General features: G+C 41.7%; 20 protein-coding genes. 12 read left to right on the forward strand and 8 right to left on the reverse strand.

Annotation, left to right across the window (positions count from 1 at the left end):
• Nucleotides 1–17 precede the first annotated feature (17 nt).
• The 3 genes from hemL to F986_RS15665 all read left to right on the forward strand — a co-directional run bounded on the left by hemL (nucleotide 18) and on the right by F986_RS15665 (nucleotide 2,653).
• A complete protein-coding gene (gene hemL / locus F986_RS15655; RefSeq protein WP_004696756.1) occupies nucleotides 18–1,316 on the forward strand; it encodes a glutamate-1-semialdehyde 2,1-aminomutase in 1,299 nt (432 codons plus the stop codon).
• A gap of 144 nt (nucleotides 1,317–1,460) precedes the next feature.
• Nucleotides 1,461–2,297 (forward strand): hypothetical protein, encoded by an 837-nt coding sequence (locus F986_RS15660; protein WP_004696757.1) that lies wholly within the window; start codon nucleotides 1,461–1,463, stop codon nucleotides 2,295–2,297.
• Between the two features lie 29 nt (nucleotides 2,298–2,326).
• Nucleotides 2,327–2,653 (forward strand): hypothetical protein, encoded by a 327-nt coding sequence (locus tag F986_RS15665; RefSeq protein ID WP_004696759.1) that lies wholly within the window; start codon nucleotides 2,327–2,329, stop codon nucleotides 2,651–2,653.
• Between the two features lie 3 nt (nucleotides 2,654–2,656).
• Here the strand turns inward: F986_RS15665 and ruvC are convergent, their stop codons facing one another.
• Complete coding sequence (gene ruvC, locus F986_RS15670) at nucleotides 2,657–3,202, reverse strand: crossover junction endodeoxyribonuclease RuvC (protein WP_004696760.1); 546 nt, start codon at nucleotides 3,200–3,202, stop codon at nucleotides 2,657–2,659.
• A gap of 122 nt (nucleotides 3,203–3,324) precedes the next feature.
• Here ruvC and F986_RS15675 point away from each other — a divergent pair, with 122 nt between their 5' ends.
• Both F986_RS15675 and F986_RS15680 read left to right on the forward strand, forming a co-directional pair.
• Entirely contained in the window at nucleotides 3,325–3,906 is a 582-nt protein-coding gene (locus F986_RS15675) for an FxsA family protein (RefSeq protein WP_017397106.1), read from the forward strand.
• Nucleotides 3,907–4,038: 132 nt separating this feature from the next.
• Nucleotides 4,039–4,680 carry a LysE family transporter gene (locus F986_RS15680; RefSeq protein ID WP_004696763.1) on the forward strand — a complete coding sequence of 214 codons (642 nt, stop codon included), beginning with the start codon at nucleotides 4,039–4,041 and terminating at the stop codon, nucleotides 4,678–4,680.
• Here F986_RS15680 and F986_RS15685 read toward each other — a convergent pair.
• The gene (locus F986_RS15685; protein ID WP_004696765.1) at nucleotides 4,642–4,854 is read right to left on the reverse strand and encodes a hypothetical protein; all 213 of its coding nucleotides are present in this window, start codon (nucleotides 4,852–4,854) and stop codon (nucleotides 4,642–4,644) included. The two genes, F986_RS15680 and F986_RS15685, sit on opposite strands and share 39 nt — an antisense overlap.
• A 313-nt stretch (nucleotides 4,855–5,167) precedes the next feature.
• Between F986_RS15685 and F986_RS15690 the strand changes: the two genes are divergently transcribed.
• Nucleotides 5,168–5,413, forward strand: coding sequence for a hypothetical protein (locus tag F986_RS15690; protein ID WP_026056381.1), 246 nt, complete (start codon nucleotides 5,168–5,170; stop codon nucleotides 5,411–5,413).
• Nucleotides 5,414–5,505: 92 nt separating this feature from the next.
• On the opposite strand, the gene metK is transcribed toward F986_RS15690, so the two are convergent.
• On the reverse strand, nucleotides 5,506–6,672 hold the full coding sequence (gene metK, locus F986_RS15695; protein WP_004696767.1) for a methionine adenosyltransferase: 1,167 nt from the start codon (nucleotides 6,670–6,672) through the stop codon (nucleotides 5,506–5,508).
• A gap of 718 nt (nucleotides 6,673–7,390) precedes the next feature.
• On the opposite strand from metK, the gene tkt reads away from it, so the two are divergent.
• The 4 genes from tkt (at nucleotide 7,391) to F986_RS15715 (ending at nucleotide 10,996) form a co-directional block, all read left to right on the forward strand.
• Entirely contained in the window at nucleotides 7,391–9,379 is a 1,989-nt protein-coding gene (tkt, locus tag F986_RS15700) for a transketolase (RefSeq protein ID WP_004696768.1), read from the forward strand.
• A 115-nt stretch (nucleotides 9,380–9,494) separates the two neighbouring features.
• The gene (locus tag F986_RS15705) at nucleotides 9,495–9,710 is read left to right on the forward strand and encodes a hypothetical protein (protein ID WP_004696769.1); all 216 of its coding nucleotides are present in this window, start codon (nucleotides 9,495–9,497) and stop codon (nucleotides 9,708–9,710) included.
• Between the two features lie 116 nt (nucleotides 9,711–9,826).
• Nucleotides 9,827–10,276 carry a GNAT family N-acetyltransferase gene (locus tag F986_RS15710; protein ID WP_004696770.1) on the forward strand — a complete coding sequence of 150 codons (450 nt, stop codon included), beginning with the start codon at nucleotides 9,827–9,829 and terminating at the stop codon, nucleotides 10,274–10,276.
• A gap of 123 nt (nucleotides 10,277–10,399) precedes the next feature.
• A complete protein-coding gene (locus tag F986_RS15715) occupies nucleotides 10,400–10,996 on the forward strand; it encodes a YceI family protein (protein ID WP_004696771.1) in 597 nt (198 codons plus the stop codon).
• Nucleotides 10,997–11,100: 104 nt separating this feature from the next.
• Here F986_RS15715 and F986_RS15720 read toward each other — a convergent pair whose 3' ends face one another.
• The gene (locus tag F986_RS15720; protein ID WP_004696772.1) at nucleotides 11,101–11,802 is read right to left on the reverse strand and encodes a glutamine amidotransferase; all 702 of its coding nucleotides are present in this window, start codon (nucleotides 11,800–11,802) and stop codon (nucleotides 11,101–11,103) included.
• 117 nt (nucleotides 11,803–11,919) lie between these two features.
• Nucleotides 11,920–12,483, reverse strand: coding sequence for a TetR/AcrR family transcriptional regulator (locus F986_RS15725; protein WP_004696773.1), 564 nt, complete (start codon nucleotides 12,481–12,483; stop codon nucleotides 11,920–11,922).
• Nucleotides 12,484–12,577: 94 nt separating this feature from the next.
• Here F986_RS15725 and F986_RS15730 point away from each other — a divergent pair, with 94 nt between their 5' ends.
• Nucleotides 12,578–13,345 carry an SDR family oxidoreductase gene (locus tag F986_RS15730; RefSeq protein WP_004696774.1) on the forward strand — a complete coding sequence of 256 codons (768 nt, stop codon included), beginning with the start codon at nucleotides 12,578–12,580 and terminating at the stop codon, nucleotides 13,343–13,345.
• 11 nt (nucleotides 13,346–13,356) lie between these two features.
• A complete protein-coding gene (locus tag F986_RS15735; RefSeq protein WP_004696775.1) occupies nucleotides 13,357–13,953 on the forward strand; it encodes a 2-hydroxychromene-2-carboxylate isomerase in 597 nt (198 codons plus the stop codon).
• A gap of 64 nt (nucleotides 13,954–14,017) precedes the next feature.
• Here the strand turns inward: F986_RS15735 and eutC are convergent, their stop codons facing one another.
• From eutC to eat, 3 genes are read right to left on the reverse strand one after another with little or no spacing between them, the layout of a single operon-like run.
• Nucleotides 14,018–14,833 carry an ethanolamine ammonia-lyase subunit EutC gene (eutC, locus tag F986_RS15740; protein WP_004696776.1) on the reverse strand — a complete coding sequence of 272 codons (816 nt, stop codon included), beginning with the start codon at nucleotides 14,831–14,833 and terminating at the stop codon, nucleotides 14,018–14,020.
• Nucleotides 14,834–14,843: 10 nt separating this feature from the next.
• Entirely contained in the window at nucleotides 14,844–16,229 is a 1,386-nt protein-coding gene (locus F986_RS15745; RefSeq protein ID WP_004696778.1) for an ethanolamine ammonia-lyase subunit EutB, read from the reverse strand.
• A 13-nt stretch (nucleotides 16,230–16,242) separates the two neighbouring features.
• Nucleotides 16,243–17,688, reverse strand: coding sequence for an ethanolamine permease (gene eat / locus F986_RS15750; protein WP_004696779.1), 1,446 nt, complete (start codon nucleotides 17,686–17,688; stop codon nucleotides 16,243–16,245).
• Between the last annotated feature and the right edge of the window lie 3 nt (nucleotides 17,689–17,691).

Below are 17,691 nucleotides of genomic sequence, written 5' to 3' on the forward strand. Positions count from 1 at the left end.
TTGAGTTGAGTAACTTCATGAGCTTATCTCCAAAGCAAGAACAATTGTTTAAACAAGCAAGCAAACATATTCCGGGTGGTGTGAACTCACCTGTACGTGCATTTAATAGCGTAGGCGGAACGCCTGTCTTTATTGAAAAGGCGCAAGGTGCATACTTGTACGATGTGGATGGTAAGCGCTATGTAGATTATGTGGGCTCATGGGGACCAATGATTTTAGGTCATGCTCATCCTGAAATTATTAAAGCAGTTCAAAATGCTGCAGTGGATGGATTAAGTTTCGGTGCGCCTACCGTACATGAAACGACTTTAGCCGACATTATTTGCGAAATTATGCCGTCAATTGAGCTGGTTCGTATGACCAACTCAGGTACTGAAGCAACCATGACCGCCATTCGTCTTGCACGTGGTTATACAGGTCGTGACAAGATTGTAAAATTTGAAGGCTGTTACCACGGTCACTCAGATTCACTGTTGGTCAAAGCAGGCTCTGGTTTGTTAACCAGCGGCGAAGGCGAAGCGACTTCGGCCGGTGTTCCTGCCGACTTTGCCAAACACACACTGACTCTTCCATATAACGATATTGCTACTTTAAAAGAGTGCTTTGCGAAGTTTGGTTCAGAGATTGCAGGGGTGATTGTGGAGCCTGTGGCAGGGAACATGAATCTAGTTAAACCAATCGAAGGCTTCTTACAAGCGATTCGTGATGTATGTGATGAACATGGTTCTGTTTTTATCATTGATGAAGTGATGACTGGTTTCCGTGTTGGATTGGGTGGTGCGCAAGCTCACTATGGCGTGACTCCTGATTTAACCACCTTGGGTAAAATTATTGGTGCAGGCTTGCCCGTTGGTGCTTTTGGTGGGAAACGAGAAGTGATGGAGTGTATTGCTCCACTGGGTAAAGTTTACCAAGCTGGAACACTGTCGGGGAATCCACTTGCAATGCGTGCAGGGATTGAGATGTTTAAACACCTGCGCCAAGATGGTTTTTATGAAAAATTGACAGCGCAGCTAGAAAAACTGCTTGTGGGTTTACAAGCCGCGGCTGATGAAGCGGGTATTGCTTTTAAAACGCAACAAGTAGGCGGTATGTTTGGTTTGTACTTTACCGATCAAGAAGACATTACTAGCTTCGACTCGATGTTAAAGTGTGATATCGATGCATTCCGTAAGTTCTTCCATGGCATGTTAGACCGTGGTGTGAACCTTGCACCATCTGCATTTGAAGCTGGCTTTATTTCAGCTGCCCATTCTGATGAAGATATTGAATTTACCCTACAAGCAGCGAAAGAAGTTTTTGCAAGCATGAAGTAAGTATTTGTCCTTGCTAAAAAAGCCCATCTCATTTGATGGGCTTTTTATATGATGGGTATTTTGAATAAAAAAATACTATATCTCAAATACTTTGTGTTAATTTTAGGAGCACATGAAAAAATTAATAATTAAATAAGATGACTTATGATTTTAGATTTTCTTAGAAAGCCTATTCAGCTAAAACATTTTTTGATCTTTATACTATTGTCACCAATCATTATCGTTATTTTGAGTGTTATTGTTAGTGTATTAGAACCAAGTGATGTACCGAGCTTAAAAGAAAAACCATATGAGTGTGGAAGTTTTGGTGATCAGAAAATGCGCATTGATCGACGATATTTATTTTTTGCAAGAGTTGAATATCAAGATGTCAGTTACTGGGAGAAAGGCTATAGAGAGCTGCATAATACCAAAGATTGTAATGATCAAATCCAAAGTGCCTCATTTAATGTGAAATGGCCTGAGATGCTACCTTCTAAAAATGGATTTCAACTTTCTTCAAAGAAGCTAAATGACATCACATTTTATCTTCATCAGCGTACAATTTGGACTGGTAGGCAAGAAGACAAAGATTTTTTTGACTCTGATCCAGTTCTGAAACTGTATTTAAGTCCAGATGGTGCTGACATGGAAATTAACGATGAAGAGATTAATAAAAATAAAGTATTTAATCCGGATCTAGGTCTTTATGAAATAAGTTTTGACAGAGTAGGAAATGTCACAAAAAAGGTTTTTTGGCAAGAGAAAAAGGGGAAAGGAGTCAGTTTAGTAATTAAATGTCTTTATTTTAAGACTGGCGGAAGTGATTGTAAGTTAAGTAGTCATGTACCAAATTATGGTTTTAATACTAGTAATTTGGATATAGATTTCCATGCGGAGCTTCTGCCACATTGGGAAAAAATTCAGCGTGATTCTTTAAAATTATTTAATTCTTTTCAGATAGAAGAAAATAAAGTAAATGCTTCGGGTAAAGAACATTGATGTAGTAATGGTAAAAGTGGGGAGGAAGAATGGATAAATACTTACTGGTGGCCTTGGTGGTTGGTGCATGCATACTGTTGGTGATTTATACCCAACTTGCACCATCAGGTGGACAGAAAAATTTTAAACAAATCGTACAGCAGGCATTTGGTCGTTATAAAGTGATCGAAAAAAACTACACTATTATGATTTGTGAGATCAACCACCGCAATGAGCCAGAAGAATTGGTCTTTATCCGTATCGATCCTGCTCAAAAGAAAAATTTACGCATTTCGGGAAGAATGCTGATAGCAACTTATCCCAAAGCACCATCGGTACGTGAAATGCGTAAAGACTTTAAAGACTATGTCACTTAACACTTAGCGTCGACGAGAGCTACTACGGCTGCGGCCGCGCGCCATACCGCCAAGAGCATTGAGTACAGCAAGCTTAGTCATACTGCCTGAAGCATGCGCATGACAGATGGCAGCAGCGAGAGCATCGGCGGCGTCTTGCTGTGGTTTGATGCTTAGGTTTAGGAGCTTCATCACCATCATTTGTACTTGTTCTTTGTCCGCAGCACCATAACCGACTACTGACTGTTTAATCTGACGTGCGGTGTATTCCGCAACTTGTAGGTCAAGGTTTACCAGTGCGGCAATAGCAGCCCCGCGTGCTTGCCCAAGCTTCAGTGCGGAGTCAGGGTTTTGTGCCATAAATACTTGCTCAACCGCGGCTTCGGTTGGGCCATGAAATTTTACAATACGATCAATCCCTGCAAAAATACGTTTTAGCCGTTCAGGCATATCAGCAGCTTCGGTACGAATGGTGCCAGCATCGACAAAAATTAGTTTTTGACCTTCTTTTTGAATAATACCGTAGCCTGTAAGGCGAGAACCGGGGTCAATACCAATAATTAATGACATGCTTGCCCTTTAAAAAAAAAAATATGCCCATATTGTTACATAAGCGTATCAAAAAAGCTTGATGTAGATTGAGCACTTGATTCTTGCACCTTATTCATTTTGTTGAGATTAGATTAATTTTCATGAAATTATTTCTTTTTATATTAGCTGGTGTCATTCTCGAAGTCTTTGTATGGATTGGCGTGGGCGACCTCGTTGGTAGCATGTGGTACGTGTTCTTCTGGTTTATTGCCGCTTTCTTTATTGGTATGAGCCTGATTCGTAAGTATTCAGCAGGTTTAATGCCACAAATGCAGCAAATGCAAACGGGCCAGATGGGTGCAGATCCTGCATTAACAAACAATCTGCCAAAAATCATTGCGGGTTTTCTTTTATTGATTCCTGGCTTGGTGACAGACGTGGTTGCAGTGTTATTGCTTATTCCTGCGGTGCAAAAAGCCATGACAGGTGCACTGATGAACGTGATGATGAAACGTCAGCAAGCGATGATGGAAAAAATGATGGGTGGCATGATGGGGGATATGAATGGCATGGGCGGTGGTGCTCAAGGTCAAAACCCATTTGCAGATATCATGCGCCAAATGCAAGAAATGCAGCAACAGCAGGGCGGTTCAACTTATCGTGACTCTAGTATTATTGATGGCGAAGCACGAGAAGTTACGCCAGTTGCGAAAAAAATTGAAATGAAAGATGTGAATAAATAATTTCATGCCTAATTTTAAAGCCGAGTTCTAACTCGGCTTTTTTTATCTTTATGAAAATGTTTTAAGTGCTTATGATTTAAAATAAATATAACAAACGATATAATTATTTTTTAAAATTTATGCCACTTTTTTATGTCATTGCTTTTCACGATTTGCGCATTGCATTTTGTTGCGCAGCTAAGTCCTGGTCCTGATGTTTTGCTGATTGCCAAAAGCTCAGCTTCGACCACACAAAAAAATACTTTAAAAACGATCTTGGGTATTTCCGTCGGTATTGTGGTGTGGGTGGTTTTAACCTTGTTAGGTTTTACCGTACTCATCGACAAAATGCCGTGGATTCAACAAGTATTGATGGTGATTGGTGGGGTGTTCCTTGCACGTATGGGTTGGCTGATGTTGAAAGCAGGCCTCAGCACAATGCAGCAAGAAGCCTTGCTAGATGATGGTCAAAAACTGCCTACACCCAAGGCCAACCATTATTTCATGTCAGGTTTGCTGACTAACTTGTCTAACCCGAAAACGCTGATTTATTTCAGTAGTGTGTTTTCATTAGCCTTGAGTTCTAGCGCAAGTCCTTATCTAAAAATGCAACTTGCGGTGATTATTCCCATTCAAACTTTTATGACTTTTGCACTGTTAATGCTGCTTTTGTCATTACCAAAAATTAAGGCGGCTTATCAGCGTTCAGGAAGTTATATCGACATTTTTTCTGGCGGGTTGTTCCTGATTTTTGCTTTATGGCTTTGGTACGATGCTCTCGCAATCTACATCTAAGTCATTTTTAAGCTCTTTAGATGATGGAGCCTGTTCCAAGCTAGACACTTCGTCTTTTTTACTTTGCGCATAGCGGTTGGGCTGCAATGTCGCTTCGGTATTTTCTGAGCCCTTATAGCTCCGACTGCGGTTGGCACGTTCGCGTAAACCGCCTTTTTTAATCAACTGAACCATTCTTTCTTCCTCATCGTTGCATCTTATTTTAATAAACAATCGCGAGAAAACTAAAGGATTTTGAGCAAATATGACGTAATACGTCAAAAACTATTATGTTACAAAATGAAATTGTCATGATTCGGTGTTATAAAGAGGAATATGCGTTAAATCAATTGATTAATCTTTCAGTGTAAGCATTGCTGACATCACTTCAGGCGAATGGCGCTTGAGTCTCAACAAATACTCACATAAGATAAATGAATCTAACATTCTGTGAGGCAGGGTGATGGACAATAAAAACAAGAAAGGACAAAAACAAGGGGGTAAAGCCATGCTCTATCAATACCACTGCGCATGTTGTGAAACAGTTGTCGCATCAACAGATAAAGACTGTCCAAACTGTGGATCACATAATATTCGAAGTCCTTTTGGATTTTGGATTTTCTGTATTGTTGCATGTCTTGCAGCAGCGATTATCGTTAAATCTGTACAAGTCTATTTGGCCGACCGAAACAGTGAACCCGCTGCGGTAACATCATTGTTTGATGTGTTGAATCATGAAAACAAGCCTAAGTAGTGGAGTTCAATGACTTCACGACTGAACTGATGGACTATTCTCCATCAAGGAAAATAAAAAACCCGCATTAAGCGGGTTTTTTTGGATCAAGCTTATAGACCAGCTGAAGCTTTAAGCGCTTCTACTTTGTCTGTTTTTTCCCACGTAAATGCAGTATCTGAACCTTCACGACCAAAGTGACCATAAGCAGCAGTTTGCTTATACATCGGTTGAATGAGGTCAAGCATACGAGTGATCCCGTATGGACGTAAGTCGAAGTGTTCACGGACTAATGCAATGATCAACTCTTCAGATACTTTTGCTGTATTGAAGGTATTGATCGAAATAGACGTTGGCTCAGCCACACCAATGGCATAAGACACTTGAATTTCACATTTGTCTGCAAGACCCGCTGCTACGATGTTTTTCGCAACATAACGACCTGCATATGCAGCAGAACGGTCAACCTTAGATGGATCTTTACCAGAGAAAGCACCGCCACCGTGACGTGCCATACCACCGTAAGTGTCTACAATGATTTTACGACCTGTTAAACCACAGTCGCCCACTGGACCACCAATCACAAACATCCCTGTTGGGTTGATGTGAAATTTGGTGTCTGCGTGGAACATTTCAGCAGGGATCACTTTTTTCACGATTTCTTCAATCACAGCTTCTTTTAAGTTGCTTTGAGAAATTTCAGGATCGTGCTGGGTAGATAATACGACTGCGTCTAAACGAACAGGCATGCCATTTTCATAAGCAAAAGTCACTTGGCTTTTTGCATCTGGGCGTAACCATGGTAAAGCACCATTGCGACGTAATTCAGCTTGCTTTTCCATTAAACGGTGTGCATATGAAATTGGAGCAGGCATAAGCACGTCAGTTTCACGGCTTGCATAACCAAACATTAAACCTTGGTCACCCGCGCCTTGATCTTCAGGCTTTTGACGGTCTACACCTTGAGCAATCTCTGGTGACTGTTTACCAATCATGTTGATGACGGCACATGTTGAACCATCAAAACCAAGGTCAGAATGGTGGTAACCAATGCCATTTACGGTTTGACGAACAATCGCTTCGAAGTCAACATTTGCAGTTGTTGTGATTTCACCTGCAAGTACTACCGCACCCGTTTTTACAAGCGTTTCACAAGCAACCCGCGCATATGGGTCTTCTTTTAAGATCGCATCCAAGATAGCATCACTGATTTGGTCAGCCATTTTATCTGGATGGCCTTCGCTTACAGATTCCGAGGTAAATACAGCGTACTCGCGCATAAGTCCTATCACAGTTAATTTAAAAGACGCAATATGGTACATCGACTTAGCCGTTTGAGCCAGTTCTACACGACCAAAATGACTGAATTTATTTCAATTCAACGACTTTTTATCTGATATAAGCATCTAAAAAATTGATATAGCGTTTATTTTTAGTTCGAAACGACAAAGTAACGGTTCTGATTCAAAGTTTATGGGTGCGTATCATGAGATTTTGTGCTTTGGTTATATCTAATTGTAAAACAATAGTTTGTTTGGTTTTTTTTTGGCTTTGGTGTTAAGTTGGTAAATAAAAAATGCTCAAAATAAGCATCAGAAAATAATCAATAATTTGTACTAATTCATGAATAATTTAAAAAAGTGAATAAAATTCACCATGAATGTTTAATTGTATGTAAAAAATACAAATGTATCCTATGATGTGTTTGATACTCAAGGACAAAGGCTTTTCTGATTAGTGAATAAGATGGCTGAGCTTTGTTTTTAAAAGTTGACGATTCTATCGTGTAGAATTTGACTCAGAGAAAAGCGATAGAGACATTTCCGAGTGAAATTGTTGTGATTTTAGGCAATGCCCGCATTTATTAGACATTGATGATGAATAAATAGCGAAATATTGTCCATTAGGCTTTACCCATTCCTCTTTTTTTAAGACAATACACCTATCTTTGAATTCTATTCATCTTACTCTTTAAATCATTTGTTTGGACTCTGACCTATGACAACCCCGCTTAACGAACGTCGTATTGCAAACGCAATTCGTGTATTGGCAATGGATGCTGTGCAAAAAGCAAACTCTGGACATCCAGGTGCGCCAATGGGGATGGCTGATATCGCTGATGTGGTATGGCGTGAGTTTTTTAACCATAACCCGACTAACCCTCAATGGGCGAACCGTGACCGTTTTGTACTATCAAATGGTCATGGCTCTATGCTGCAATATGCGTTATTGCACCTTACGGGCTATGATTTATCAATTGAAGATTTAAAAGCATTCCGTCAACTGCACTCTAAAACGCCGGGTCACCCAGAATTAGGTTATGCACCAGGTATTGAAACGACAACTGGCCCGCTTGGTCAGGGGATTGCAAACGCAGTTGGTTTTGCTCTAGCTGAAAAAACTCTAGCAGCGCAGTTCAACAAAGATGAGTTGAGTGTTGTTGACCATTTCACTTACTGCTTCTTAGGTGATGGTTGTTTAATGGAAGGTGTTTCTCACGAAGCATGTTCACTTGCAGGCACACTAGGTCTGGGTAAACTGATTGCTTACTATGACGACAACGGTATTTCGATTGATGGTGAAGTAGAAGGTTGGTTCTCTGACGATACAGAGCAACGTTTCTTGGCTTATGGTTGGCAAGTACTTAAAGCTGATGGTCATGATGCAGATGCATTACGTGCTGCAACTTTGCAAGCAAAAGCTGAAACGAAAAAACCAACGATCATCATCTGTAAAACGATTATTGGTCTAGGTTCACCAAACAAGCAAGGTAAAGAAGACTGCCACGGTGCGCCGCTAGGTAATGACGAAATCGCATTAACACGTGAAGCATTGGGCTGGACTGAAGGTCCATTTGAAATTCCTGCTGACGTTTATGCAGCATGGGATGCAAAAGCGAAAGGGACGGCTTCTGAAGCGGCTTGGAATGAATTGTTTGCTCAATATGCAGCAAAATATCCAACTGAAGCAGCTGAATTAAAACGTCGCCTTTCAGGTGAATTGCCAGCTGAATTCCTTGCTCAAGCAGATGCATTTATCGCAGAAACTAATGCAAAAGCTGAAACCATTGCTACACGTAAGGCAAGCCAAAACACATTGCAAGCTTTCGGTCCATTATTGCCTGAACTATTAGGCGGTTCTGCGGACTTGGCTGGTTCTAACTTAACACTTTGGAAAGGTTGCCAAGGCGTTCAGGACAATCCTGCAGGTAACTACGTACACTATGGCGTACGTGAGTTTGGTATGACTGCTATTGCAAACGGTGTTGCGCTTCACGGTGGTTTTATTCCTTACGTTGCAACATTCCTTATGTTTATGGAATATGCACGTAATGCAGTGCGTATGTCTGCGTTGATGAAACAACGTGTAATCCATGTATATACACATGACTCAATTGGTTTGGGTGAAGATGGTCCAACGCATCAACCTGTAGAGCAAATTGCGTCTTTACGTGGTACACCAAACTTAAATACTTGGCGTCCATGTGACACAGTTGAAGCCGCTGTGTCTTGGAAATCTGCACTTGTACGTTCAGAAGGCCCAACTGCGTTGATCTTCTCGCGTCAAAACCTACCATTCCAAACACGTACAGATGCACAAATTGCAAATGTAGTGAAAGGTGGTTATGTATTAGCTGAAGAAAAAGGCGAATTAAAAGCGATTATTATCGCGACGGGTTCTGAAGTATCTTTAGCGATGGAGGCGCACGCACAACTTGAAGGTGTGCGTGTCGTGTCTATGCCATGTGCTGAAGAATTTGTGAAGCAAGATGCAGCGTACCGTGAAGTGGTTCTTCCATCAAGCATTCGTGCGCGTGTTGCTGTTGAAGCGGCTCACGTAGACTACTGGTGGAAGTTTGTAGGTTTAGACGGTCGTGTAATTGGTATGACGACTTATGGCGAATCTGCACCTGCGAAAGACTTATACCAATACTTCGGTATTACCACTGAAGCAGTTGTTGCTGCGGTAAAAGAATTGACAGCTTAATTTTTAAAATTAACTGTTTGAAGGACGCTCCAGTTTAGGGGCGTCTTTTATTTTGAATGGTGTATATAATATGCAAGCTGCTGCTAAAGTAGCTGCATAAATTTTAGGTGATGATATGAGCTTGTACGATCAAATTCATGATGAAGTTGTATTGATGGATGCGGGCGAACAGAAGTGGATTGGACCAGATCTACCTTTGGAGGCGATGGTTGCTGTTGAACTGTTATTGCAAGATTTAGCAGAAGATAAGCAAATTAAGATCCGCCGTAAAAACCATGAAAAGCAGACAGGTATGAAGTTGATTGATCGGATTCTGATTGAAAAACTATGATGGTTGTCACGTCCAAAAGAAGCCTTATTGAAGCGATTCAATAAGGCTTTTTCTTTGTGGTGATTTCAGTTTAAATATAAGCCTTACAAAAAAATAAACATCACTTTGATAACAAAATGGAAGTACGAAATATTCAAATTGTGCCACTGACAGAAATCGATCAGTCGATCTGGGTTACATTATGGCAAGCTTATCGGGCATTTTATCAGGTTGATTTATTGGAGCAGATATCTGAAAACACATGGCATAAGCTAACTGATTCTAAGTGTGAGCATATGTATGGTTTTGCCGCACTTATGGCAGGTCGGGTTGTAGGGATTGTATATGTGATAGAGCATGATAGCTGTTGGACGTTAAAGCCTTACGCATATTTACAAGATCTGTTTACGCATGAGGACTATCGTGGGCTAGGGGTTGCAAGAGCTTTAATCGAACACGTTAAGATGTATACCGAAAAGCGAGCATGTGATCGGGTCTATTGGTTTACCCATCAGAACAATTTAGGCGCACAGCAACTTTATAATAAAGTCGCGAAGAAGACTGGTTTCATTCAATATCGGGCATAGCTAAGTTGCTACATTTAAAAACAATTATATCGTTCTAAAGTTGCAACATATCGTTTTATCTTTATAGATGTATTCGTTGTAGAACTCTATAGACTAAGCAGTATTCCAATGTGAGATAAAAACATGAACTTTAAAGCTTTAACAATCGGTTTGGCCGTTGCAACTGCGACTACATTTGCTATGGCGAAACCTGTGGCATATCAAATTGACCCTACACATACAGCAACAGTTTTCACATGGAGCCACTTTGGTTTTTCAACTCCATCTGCAAACTTCAGCGACATTCAGGGTGTGATTAATGTTGATAATGCAAAACCTGCAAATTCATCGGTGAATGTAACGATTCCTTTATCTAGCTTAAACACCAACGTAAAAGCTTTAGATGAACACTTGCAAGCGGCTGATTTCTTTGATGCAGCAAAGTATCCAACCATTACCTTTAAAAGTACAAAAGTACAAGCTGTTGGTGCGAATAAGTACAAAATCACAGGTGATTTAACCATTAAAAATGTGACAAAGCCTGTCGTTTTAGATGCGGTGTTGAATAAACAAGGTGAGCACCCAATGACCAAAGCACAGTCAATTGGTTTCAACGCAACCACTTCATTTGACCGTTCTGCTTTTGGTGTAGGCGCATACGTGCCAAACGTGGGTGATAAAATCACTGTGAATATCACCACTGAAGCATCAGTTCCACAGCCTAAAGCTGCTGCGAAATAAGCGATATCTACCAAAAAAGCACCTTAATAGAGGTGCTTTTTTATGTCTGCTATAAACTTAAAATTTAGAGCAATAGGCGCATGGAGCGGATTATGGCTGAATTATTAAACCAAGGCTTTTAAATATGCTGTCAAAACTTGTCCAGAAACATGTTCTAGTTGAGCTGCACAGCGTTGGTTGTCTGCACGCAATGCTGGAATATTGATGTTCGCTTGACGAAGTTCAGCAGTATGCCCAATTAGCCATTTTTCTAAACCATCCGCTGCGACTTCAGGATGGAACTGTAAGCCTAGAATATTTTTGCCTACACGAAAAGCTTGGTTGGGATAAACTTCTGAGCTGGCCAACGGTTCAGCTTGAGCAGGAAGTTCAAAGGTGTCGCCATGCCAATGTAGTACTTCAGTTCCTACCAGTGCTTGTAATGGGTTATGTTCAACGATATTGAGCTGTAACTGACTCCAGCCAATTTCTTTGCTATGACCTGCATATACTTTTGCACCGAGTGCATGTGCAATCAACTGTGCACCTAAGCAAATGCCTAAAGTGGGTAAATTCTTTTCTAAGCGAACTTTGAGTAAGTCTATTTCTTGTTGTAAGAAAGGGTAATCATCAGTTTCATATACCCCAATCGGGCCACCTAAAATGATGGTTAGACCTGTATAGTTCAACGCTTTAGCTAAGTCATCTTTGCCGGCTTCAAAATAGCGTACCCGATAACCCAATTGATATAACACATCTTCCCATGCACCTAAATCTTCAAAAGCAAGATGCTGAATCGCGTAAATGGTATCGGGTAGTGTCGTCATAGCAGGCTCGTTCACAGGGGGGTAAAGGAGTGTAAAAATGTACAGGGAAATGCGCAGAAGTTGAAGGCAAAAAATCAGAAAATATGTAGAAAAAAACTATAAATCCAATCCAAGATTTTACTTGAGCTGTAGCATGTTTTTAATCATCCATTTGCTTGAGTTTAAAATTTCTCGTTGTAGATGTTCATCAGCCATGCTCCGCGCCATGACGATTGCGCCGACCAGTTGAGATAGAACCGCCCAAGCTTGTATTTCACTGCCTAGATGTTGTGTAAAGAGTGCGTGACCACGAAGCATTTCCTGTTGAAAACACAGTTTTGTTGTTTCACTACTACGTGCTACCTCGGCTGCAAGAGAGGGAATAACACAGCCTTGATCTGGACGTTGCACATGAGACAGCGCTAAATAACGTTCAATTTCGAAGTCAATCCACTCTTCGATATTGTCATGCGGATTGGCTTGCCATGCTTGAAAGCTGTGTTGTAACTCGGACTGGATCAGTGCTTCAAACAATTCATGTTTTGATGAAAAATGCGAATAAAAAGCACCGCTGGTCATTTGAGCCGCTTTCATAAAACCGTCGACACCTGTATTGGTAAAGCCTTGCTTCTTGGCCAGTTGAGCACTGATTTTAAGCAGCTCTTGACGTTTTTCTTCTTTATATCCTGTTTTATAGCGCATAGGAGTTTCATCAAAATAAAATTGACTGACGCTAAAAACTATAACATAGTGATCGTTATGATAACGATCGTTATTTTATGAAGGGAGTGTATTTATGGATGAATTACAGCCAGAACAGCAGTTGCAAAAGACTGCTTCTAAAAAGAAAGTCGCGTTAGTGATTGGCGCAGGAGATGCCACAGGGGGCGAAATCGCAAAACGTTTTGCACGTGGTGGATACATCGCCTGTATGACGCGAAGAAATGCCGAAAAACTCCAGCCCTTAATTGCAGAGATAGAAGCTGAAGGTGGCCTTGCATATGGCTTTGCGTCTGATGCACGTAAAGAAGAGCAAGTCATCACTTTGGTAGAGGAAATTGAAGCCAATATTGGTGAAATCGATGTTTTAGTGTTTAACATTGGGGCGAATGTGCCATGTAGTATTTTAGAAGAAACTGCACGCAAATATTTTAAAATTTGGGAAATGGCTTGCTTCGGTGCATTTTTGACAGGGCGTGAAGTGGCAAAGCGTATGGTCGTGCGTGAGCACGGAAGTATTATTTTCACAGGTGCAACCGCAGGCATAAGAGGTGCAGCAAACTTTGCCGCTTTTGCAGGGGCGAAACATGCACTGCGTGCCTTAGCGCAAAGTATGGCACGTGAGCTTGGCCCGAAAAATATTCATGTGGCACACGTAGTGGTGGATGGGGCAATTGATACCGATTTTATTAAAGACACTTTTCCTGAAATGTACGCGCGTAAAGAACAGGATGGCATATTAAATCCCGTGCATATTGCAGAAAATTATTGGCATTTGTCGCAGCAACCGCGCGATGCATGGACGCATGAGTTAGATTTAAGACCTTGGATGGAAACTTGGTAAAAGGACAAAGCATGAAAAGCGTAGAATTTTATTTTGATTTGGGCAGTCCATATAGCTATTTGGCCTACTATCGTTTACTGCAAATGGCAGAGCAGCAAGAGATTCAGATTGTGTATAAGCCTATATTATTGGGCGGGGTGTTTAAAGCAACAGGCAATCGTAGTCCGATAGAGATTCCTGTCAAAGGGGTTTATTCAATCTTAGATATGCAGCGCTGGGCGGAGTATTACCATATTCCAATGCACATGAATCCGCATTTTCCGATGAACACTTTAACCCTAATGCGTATTTTGACAGGCGTTCAATTGTTGCATCTAGAAAAGTTTGAGCAAGTTTTAAAACTTTTATTCGATGCGATGTTTGGTACACCACAAAATCTGAATGAACCTACTGTCTTGGCAGAAGTGCTAGAACCAAGTGGCTTTTCTGTAGATGACATTATGAGTATGGTTCAGTCGGAAGTGGTGAAACAAAAACTAATCACTGAAACAGAACAGGCCATTCAACGTGGCATTTTCGGCACACCGACATTCTTTATGGGTGATGAAATGTATTGGGGTCAAGATCGTCTACATTTTGTAGAACAAGCGCTGAATAAAGCGAGCTAAAATACAAGTTAAAAGAACACACCATTTAAGATCAGCCATAAAATTACGGCTGATCTGCTTCAAATTAAAATAAACGCTTAGGCGAATGTTCCGTGTCTAGACTGACCATTTCATGTTCATCTTTTAAGTCTACACCTGAGTAACCGAGTTTCTTAGAGCCACGCATGAGAGACATTAGCCGTTGTACTGCAACAGGAATGCTTAAACCTGCAGGTCGAACATTTGAAATACAGTTTCGTTTAGCATCCAAAGTGCCTGAGGCTGCTTTCCATGTATAGTAAATGCCCATACTATCAGGTGAGCTTAGACCAGGCCTTTCACCAATCAGCATCACGAGCATAGTCGCGTATAGACACTCTGCAACTGGATCACCCAAAGCGACTCGGCTTCCAGTAGCAATCACCATCGGTGCAATGCTCCAGTGTTCCGCTTGCAACTGCGGGATAAGGTGCTGAATAAAAGGCACTGCATTTTCTTCAATCGCCCGTGCAGACAGTCCATCACCAATCACAATACAGACATCATAGTTTTGCGGGTTACTGGCTTTAAAAACCTCTAAGCCATGTTGTGACGCTGGATTTAACAGGCGACCTAAGTCAGGACGTTTTAAGTATTCTTGCTTATTTTCAGCTTGACTGTGTACCGTCAGACTATCCAAACCTAGTGTATTAAAACTCGCAACTAAGTGTTCGACATCTAAAGCTTGATGTACCGCATCTTGCGCTTCCGCATGTGCTAGTTGAAATTTCAGCAGTTCATGGGTCGGGATGCTACAACCAGCGCGACCAATGGCGATACGAGCATCGGTAAATTTCTTTAAGTTTTCCCAAACATCCTGATGCTGTTCAGATTGATAATTTTCTAGAGGAACAAGTGACATAAGTTGCTCCTTATATATGCAAAAGTTTTTCAAATTGTGGCGGAATATGTTCCGGCCAGATAATGTGCTGCTGCTGTTGTTTAAAGATGCCTTGTTCAGCCAACCACAGATCAAACTCAGGTGCGGCTTTTAAGCCTAAAAGTTGCCTTAAATACAGCGCATCATGAAATGACGTGGTTTGATAGTTCAGCATGACGTCATCCGAACCCGGAATGCCCATAATAAAGTTCAAACCTGCTGCACCGAAAAGGGTGAGTAGTACATCCATGTCGTTTTGATCGGCATCGGCATGGTTGGTATAGCAAATGTCGCAGCCCATAGGTAAGCCTAGGAGCTTGCCACAAAAATGGTCTTCCAAGCCTGCACGGATAATTTGTTTGCCATTGTATAAATACTCTGGGCCAATAAACCCAACCACAGTATTTACCAGTAGTGGGTTAAATTTACGTGCTACCGCATAGGCACGGACTTCTAAGGTTTGCTGATCTACGCCGTGATGTGCATTACTAGATAAAGCACTACCTTGACCTGTTTCAAAATACATCACATTTTGTCCCACAGTCCCACGCTTGAGAGCCAGTGTCGCTTCATAGCCTTCACGTAATAATTCAAGGTTAATGCCGAAACCTTCATTAGCGCGCTGTGTACCTGCAATCGATTGAAACATTAAATCAATTGGCACATTTTTCTCAGCCAGTTGAATCCCCGAACTGATATGAGTCAGCACACAAGACTGGGTTGGAATGCGATGCTCTTGAATCACATGATCGAGTAGTTTGAGCAGTTCCGATAAATTTTGTAGGTTATCGGTTGCAGGATTAATCCCAATGACGGCATCACCATTGCCATACATCAAGCCATCCAAAATACTGGCCGATATCCCTAAGAGATCATCGGTCGGATGATTCGGTTGTAAACGGGTCGAGAGATGACCTTTCAATCCGATGGTGTTGCGAAATTGGGTGATGACTTCACATTTACTCGCAACCAAGATGAGGTCTTGATTGCGCATAATTTTACTCACCGCAGCCACCATTTCAGGGGTTAAACCGAGCGCAAGTTGTTGTAATTTCTGCGTAGTCGCATCTTCACTGAGTAGCCAGTTACGAAAGTCTCCTACGGTAAAATGTGAAATCGGCGCAAATAAATCACTACGGTGCTCATCGATAATCAGGCGGGTTATTTCATCCTGTTCATAGTCGATCAACACTTCAGTTAAAAACTGCTTCAATGGAGCATCGGCCAATGCCATTTGTGCGGCAACACGTTCAGTTGCATTTTCCGCCGCAACACCTGCAAGTTGATCACCTGAGCGCAGCGGGGTTGCTTTTGCCATTAAAGTTTTTAAATCATTAAACACATAGTGCTGATGTCCAATCAACGTTTTATAAGCCATGTCATAGGTCCTTTTATAAGTCTTTTTCGGCCTTACGAATACTTTCAAACTCTTCTTCAGGTGTTCCTTGAACGAGTCGATGGCGACTATGGAAAATAAAGTAGGCAATAAAGACCGCATAAATAGCGGCAGCCATAAACCAAACTTTAGGATCTACCACAAAACCAGCAATCACCGCAATACTGGCTAAAATCAAAGCAATTGATGAGGTGACAATCCCACCTGGGGTTTTATAGGGACGATGTAATTCTGGACGGCTGATGCGCAGTTTAATGTGAGAAAGCATCATCAAGACATAAGAAATAGTCGCACCAAATACCGCCATCAGGATGAGCAGATCACCTTCACCTGTTAGGGACAATAAAAAACCAATGATGCCGGGAATAATAATCGCTAAATAGGGCGCTTTGTTTTTATTGGTCAGGGATAACGAGGTTGGTAAATACCCCGCACGTGATAAGGCGAAAATTTGACGTGAATAGGCATAGATGATGGAGAAGAAACTCGCAATTAAACCTGCCAGACCGACAAAATTGACAAAACTGCCTAACCAGCTGTTTTGACCATAGACGGCTACCAGTGCATCAACTAAAGGTGCGCCTGATTCTTTAAGTTGTTCTGCGCCAGCAGCACCAGCACCTAAGAACAGAATAAGTAGGGCAAAAGCGGCCAAAATCAGCATCGAACCGATCAAACCACGCGGTAAGGACTTAGATGGCTCTTTGGCTTCTTCTGCTGCCAGTGGTACACCTTCTACCGCTAAAAAGAACCAAATCGCATAGGGTACTGCCGCCCAAATACCGATATAACCCATCGGTAGGAAGTTACTTGCACCGATATTTTCAGTCGGTGCAATGTTAAATAAGTTGGCGCTGTTAAAATGTGGTGCCATTGCGATGATAAAGACAAAAAGAGCTACGGCTGCAATGGCGGTAATGACAAACATGATCTTGAGGGCTTCACCTGCACCTTTAAGATGAATACCCATAAAAACCAGATAGCAGATGAGATAAATGATCCATCCACCGACACCAAATAAGGACTCGCAGTAGGCACCAATAAAGCATGCGATGGCTGCAGGGGCGATGGCATATTCAATTAGAATCGCCGTGCCGGTGAGATAGCCACCAAATGGGCCAAATGCGGTACGCGCAAAGCTATAGCCACCTCCCGCAGTGGGTAGCATGGTGGCCATTTCAGACATCGACAGGCACATGCATAAGTACATGATGGCTACGACAACCGTTGCGATAAACATACCGCCCCAGCCACCTTGAGCAAGACCGAAGTTCCAGCCAGCAAAGTCGCCTGAAATGACATAAGCCACGCCTAAACCAACTAATAATAGCCAGCCTACAGCACCTTGTTTCAGTTGCCTTTTTTCAAAATAGTCATCAGATGTACTTACGGTTGAGGTAGAGAGTGGAGTCGTTGAGCTGTTAATGGGAGAATCGGTCATGTG

The sequence above is a fragment of the Acinetobacter johnsonii CIP 64.6 genome, from assembly GCF_000368045.1.
Taxonomy (GTDB): Bacteria; Pseudomonadota; Gammaproteobacteria; order Pseudomonadales; family Moraxellaceae; genus Acinetobacter; species Acinetobacter johnsonii.

Excerpts from the sequence above, each read along its gene's own strand:
- F986_RS15705 (WP_004696769.1), top strand. The coding sequence starts at position 9,495 with ATGAGCTTGTACGATCAAATTCATGATGAAGTTGTATTGATGGATGCG.
- eat (WP_004696779.1), bottom strand. The coding sequence starts at position 17,688 with ATGACCGATTCTCCCATTAACAGCTCAACGACTCCACTCTCTACCTCA.
- F986_RS15710 (WP_004696770.1), top strand. The coding sequence starts at position 9,827 with ATGGAAGTACGAAATATTCAAATTGTGCCACTGACAGAAATCGATCAG.
- F986_RS15745 (WP_004696778.1), bottom strand. The coding sequence starts at position 16,229 with ATGGCTTATAAAACGTTGATTGGACATCAGCACTATGTGTTTAATGAT.
- F986_RS15675 (WP_017397106.1), top strand. The coding sequence starts at position 3,325 with ATGAAATTATTTCTTTTTATATTAGCTGGTGTCATTCTCGAAGTCTTT.
- F986_RS15665 (WP_004696759.1), top strand. The coding sequence starts at position 2,327 with ATGGATAAATACTTACTGGTGGCCTTGGTGGTTGGTGCATGCATACTG.
- F986_RS15715 (WP_004696771.1), top strand. The coding sequence starts at position 10,400 with ATGAACTTTAAAGCTTTAACAATCGGTTTGGCCGTTGCAACTGCGACT.
- F986_RS15685 (WP_004696765.1), bottom strand. The coding sequence starts at position 4,854 with ATGGTTCAGTTGATTAAAAAAGGCGGTTTACGCGAACGTGCCAACCGC.
- ruvC (WP_004696760.1), bottom strand. The coding sequence starts at position 3,202 with ATGTCATTAATTATTGGTATTGACCCCGGTTCTCGCCTTACAGGCTAC.
- F986_RS15720 (WP_004696772.1), bottom strand. The coding sequence starts at position 11,802 with ATGACGACACTACCCGATACCATTTACGCGATTCAGCATCTTGCTTTT.
- hemL (WP_004696756.1), top strand. The coding sequence starts at position 18 with ATGAGCTTATCTCCAAAGCAAGAACAATTGTTTAAACAAGCAAGCAAA.
- tkt (WP_004696768.1), top strand. The coding sequence starts at position 7,391 with ATGACAACCCCGCTTAACGAACGTCGTATTGCAAACGCAATTCGTGTA.
- metK (WP_004696767.1), bottom strand. The coding sequence starts at position 6,672 with ATGCGCGAGTACGCTGTATTTACCTCGGAATCTGTAAGCGAAGGCCAT.
- F986_RS15730 (WP_004696774.1), top strand. The coding sequence starts at position 12,578 with ATGGATGAATTACAGCCAGAACAGCAGTTGCAAAAGACTGCTTCTAAA.
- F986_RS15680 (WP_004696763.1), top strand. The coding sequence starts at position 4,039 with ATGTCATTGCTTTTCACGATTTGCGCATTGCATTTTGTTGCGCAGCTA.
- eutC (WP_004696776.1), bottom strand. The coding sequence starts at position 14,833 with ATGTCACTTGTTCCTCTAGAAAATTATCAATCTGAACAGCATCAGGAT.
- F986_RS15725 (WP_004696773.1), bottom strand. The coding sequence starts at position 12,483 with ATGCGCTATAAAACAGGATATAAAGAAGAAAAACGTCAAGAGCTGCTT.
- F986_RS15660 (WP_004696757.1), top strand. The coding sequence starts at position 1,461 with ATGATTTTAGATTTTCTTAGAAAGCCTATTCAGCTAAAACATTTTTTG.
- F986_RS15735 (WP_004696775.1), top strand. The coding sequence starts at position 13,357 with ATGAAAAGCGTAGAATTTTATTTTGATTTGGGCAGTCCATATAGCTAT.
- F986_RS15690 (WP_026056381.1), top strand. The coding sequence starts at position 5,168 with ATGCTCTATCAATACCACTGCGCATGTTGTGAAACAGTTGTCGCATCA.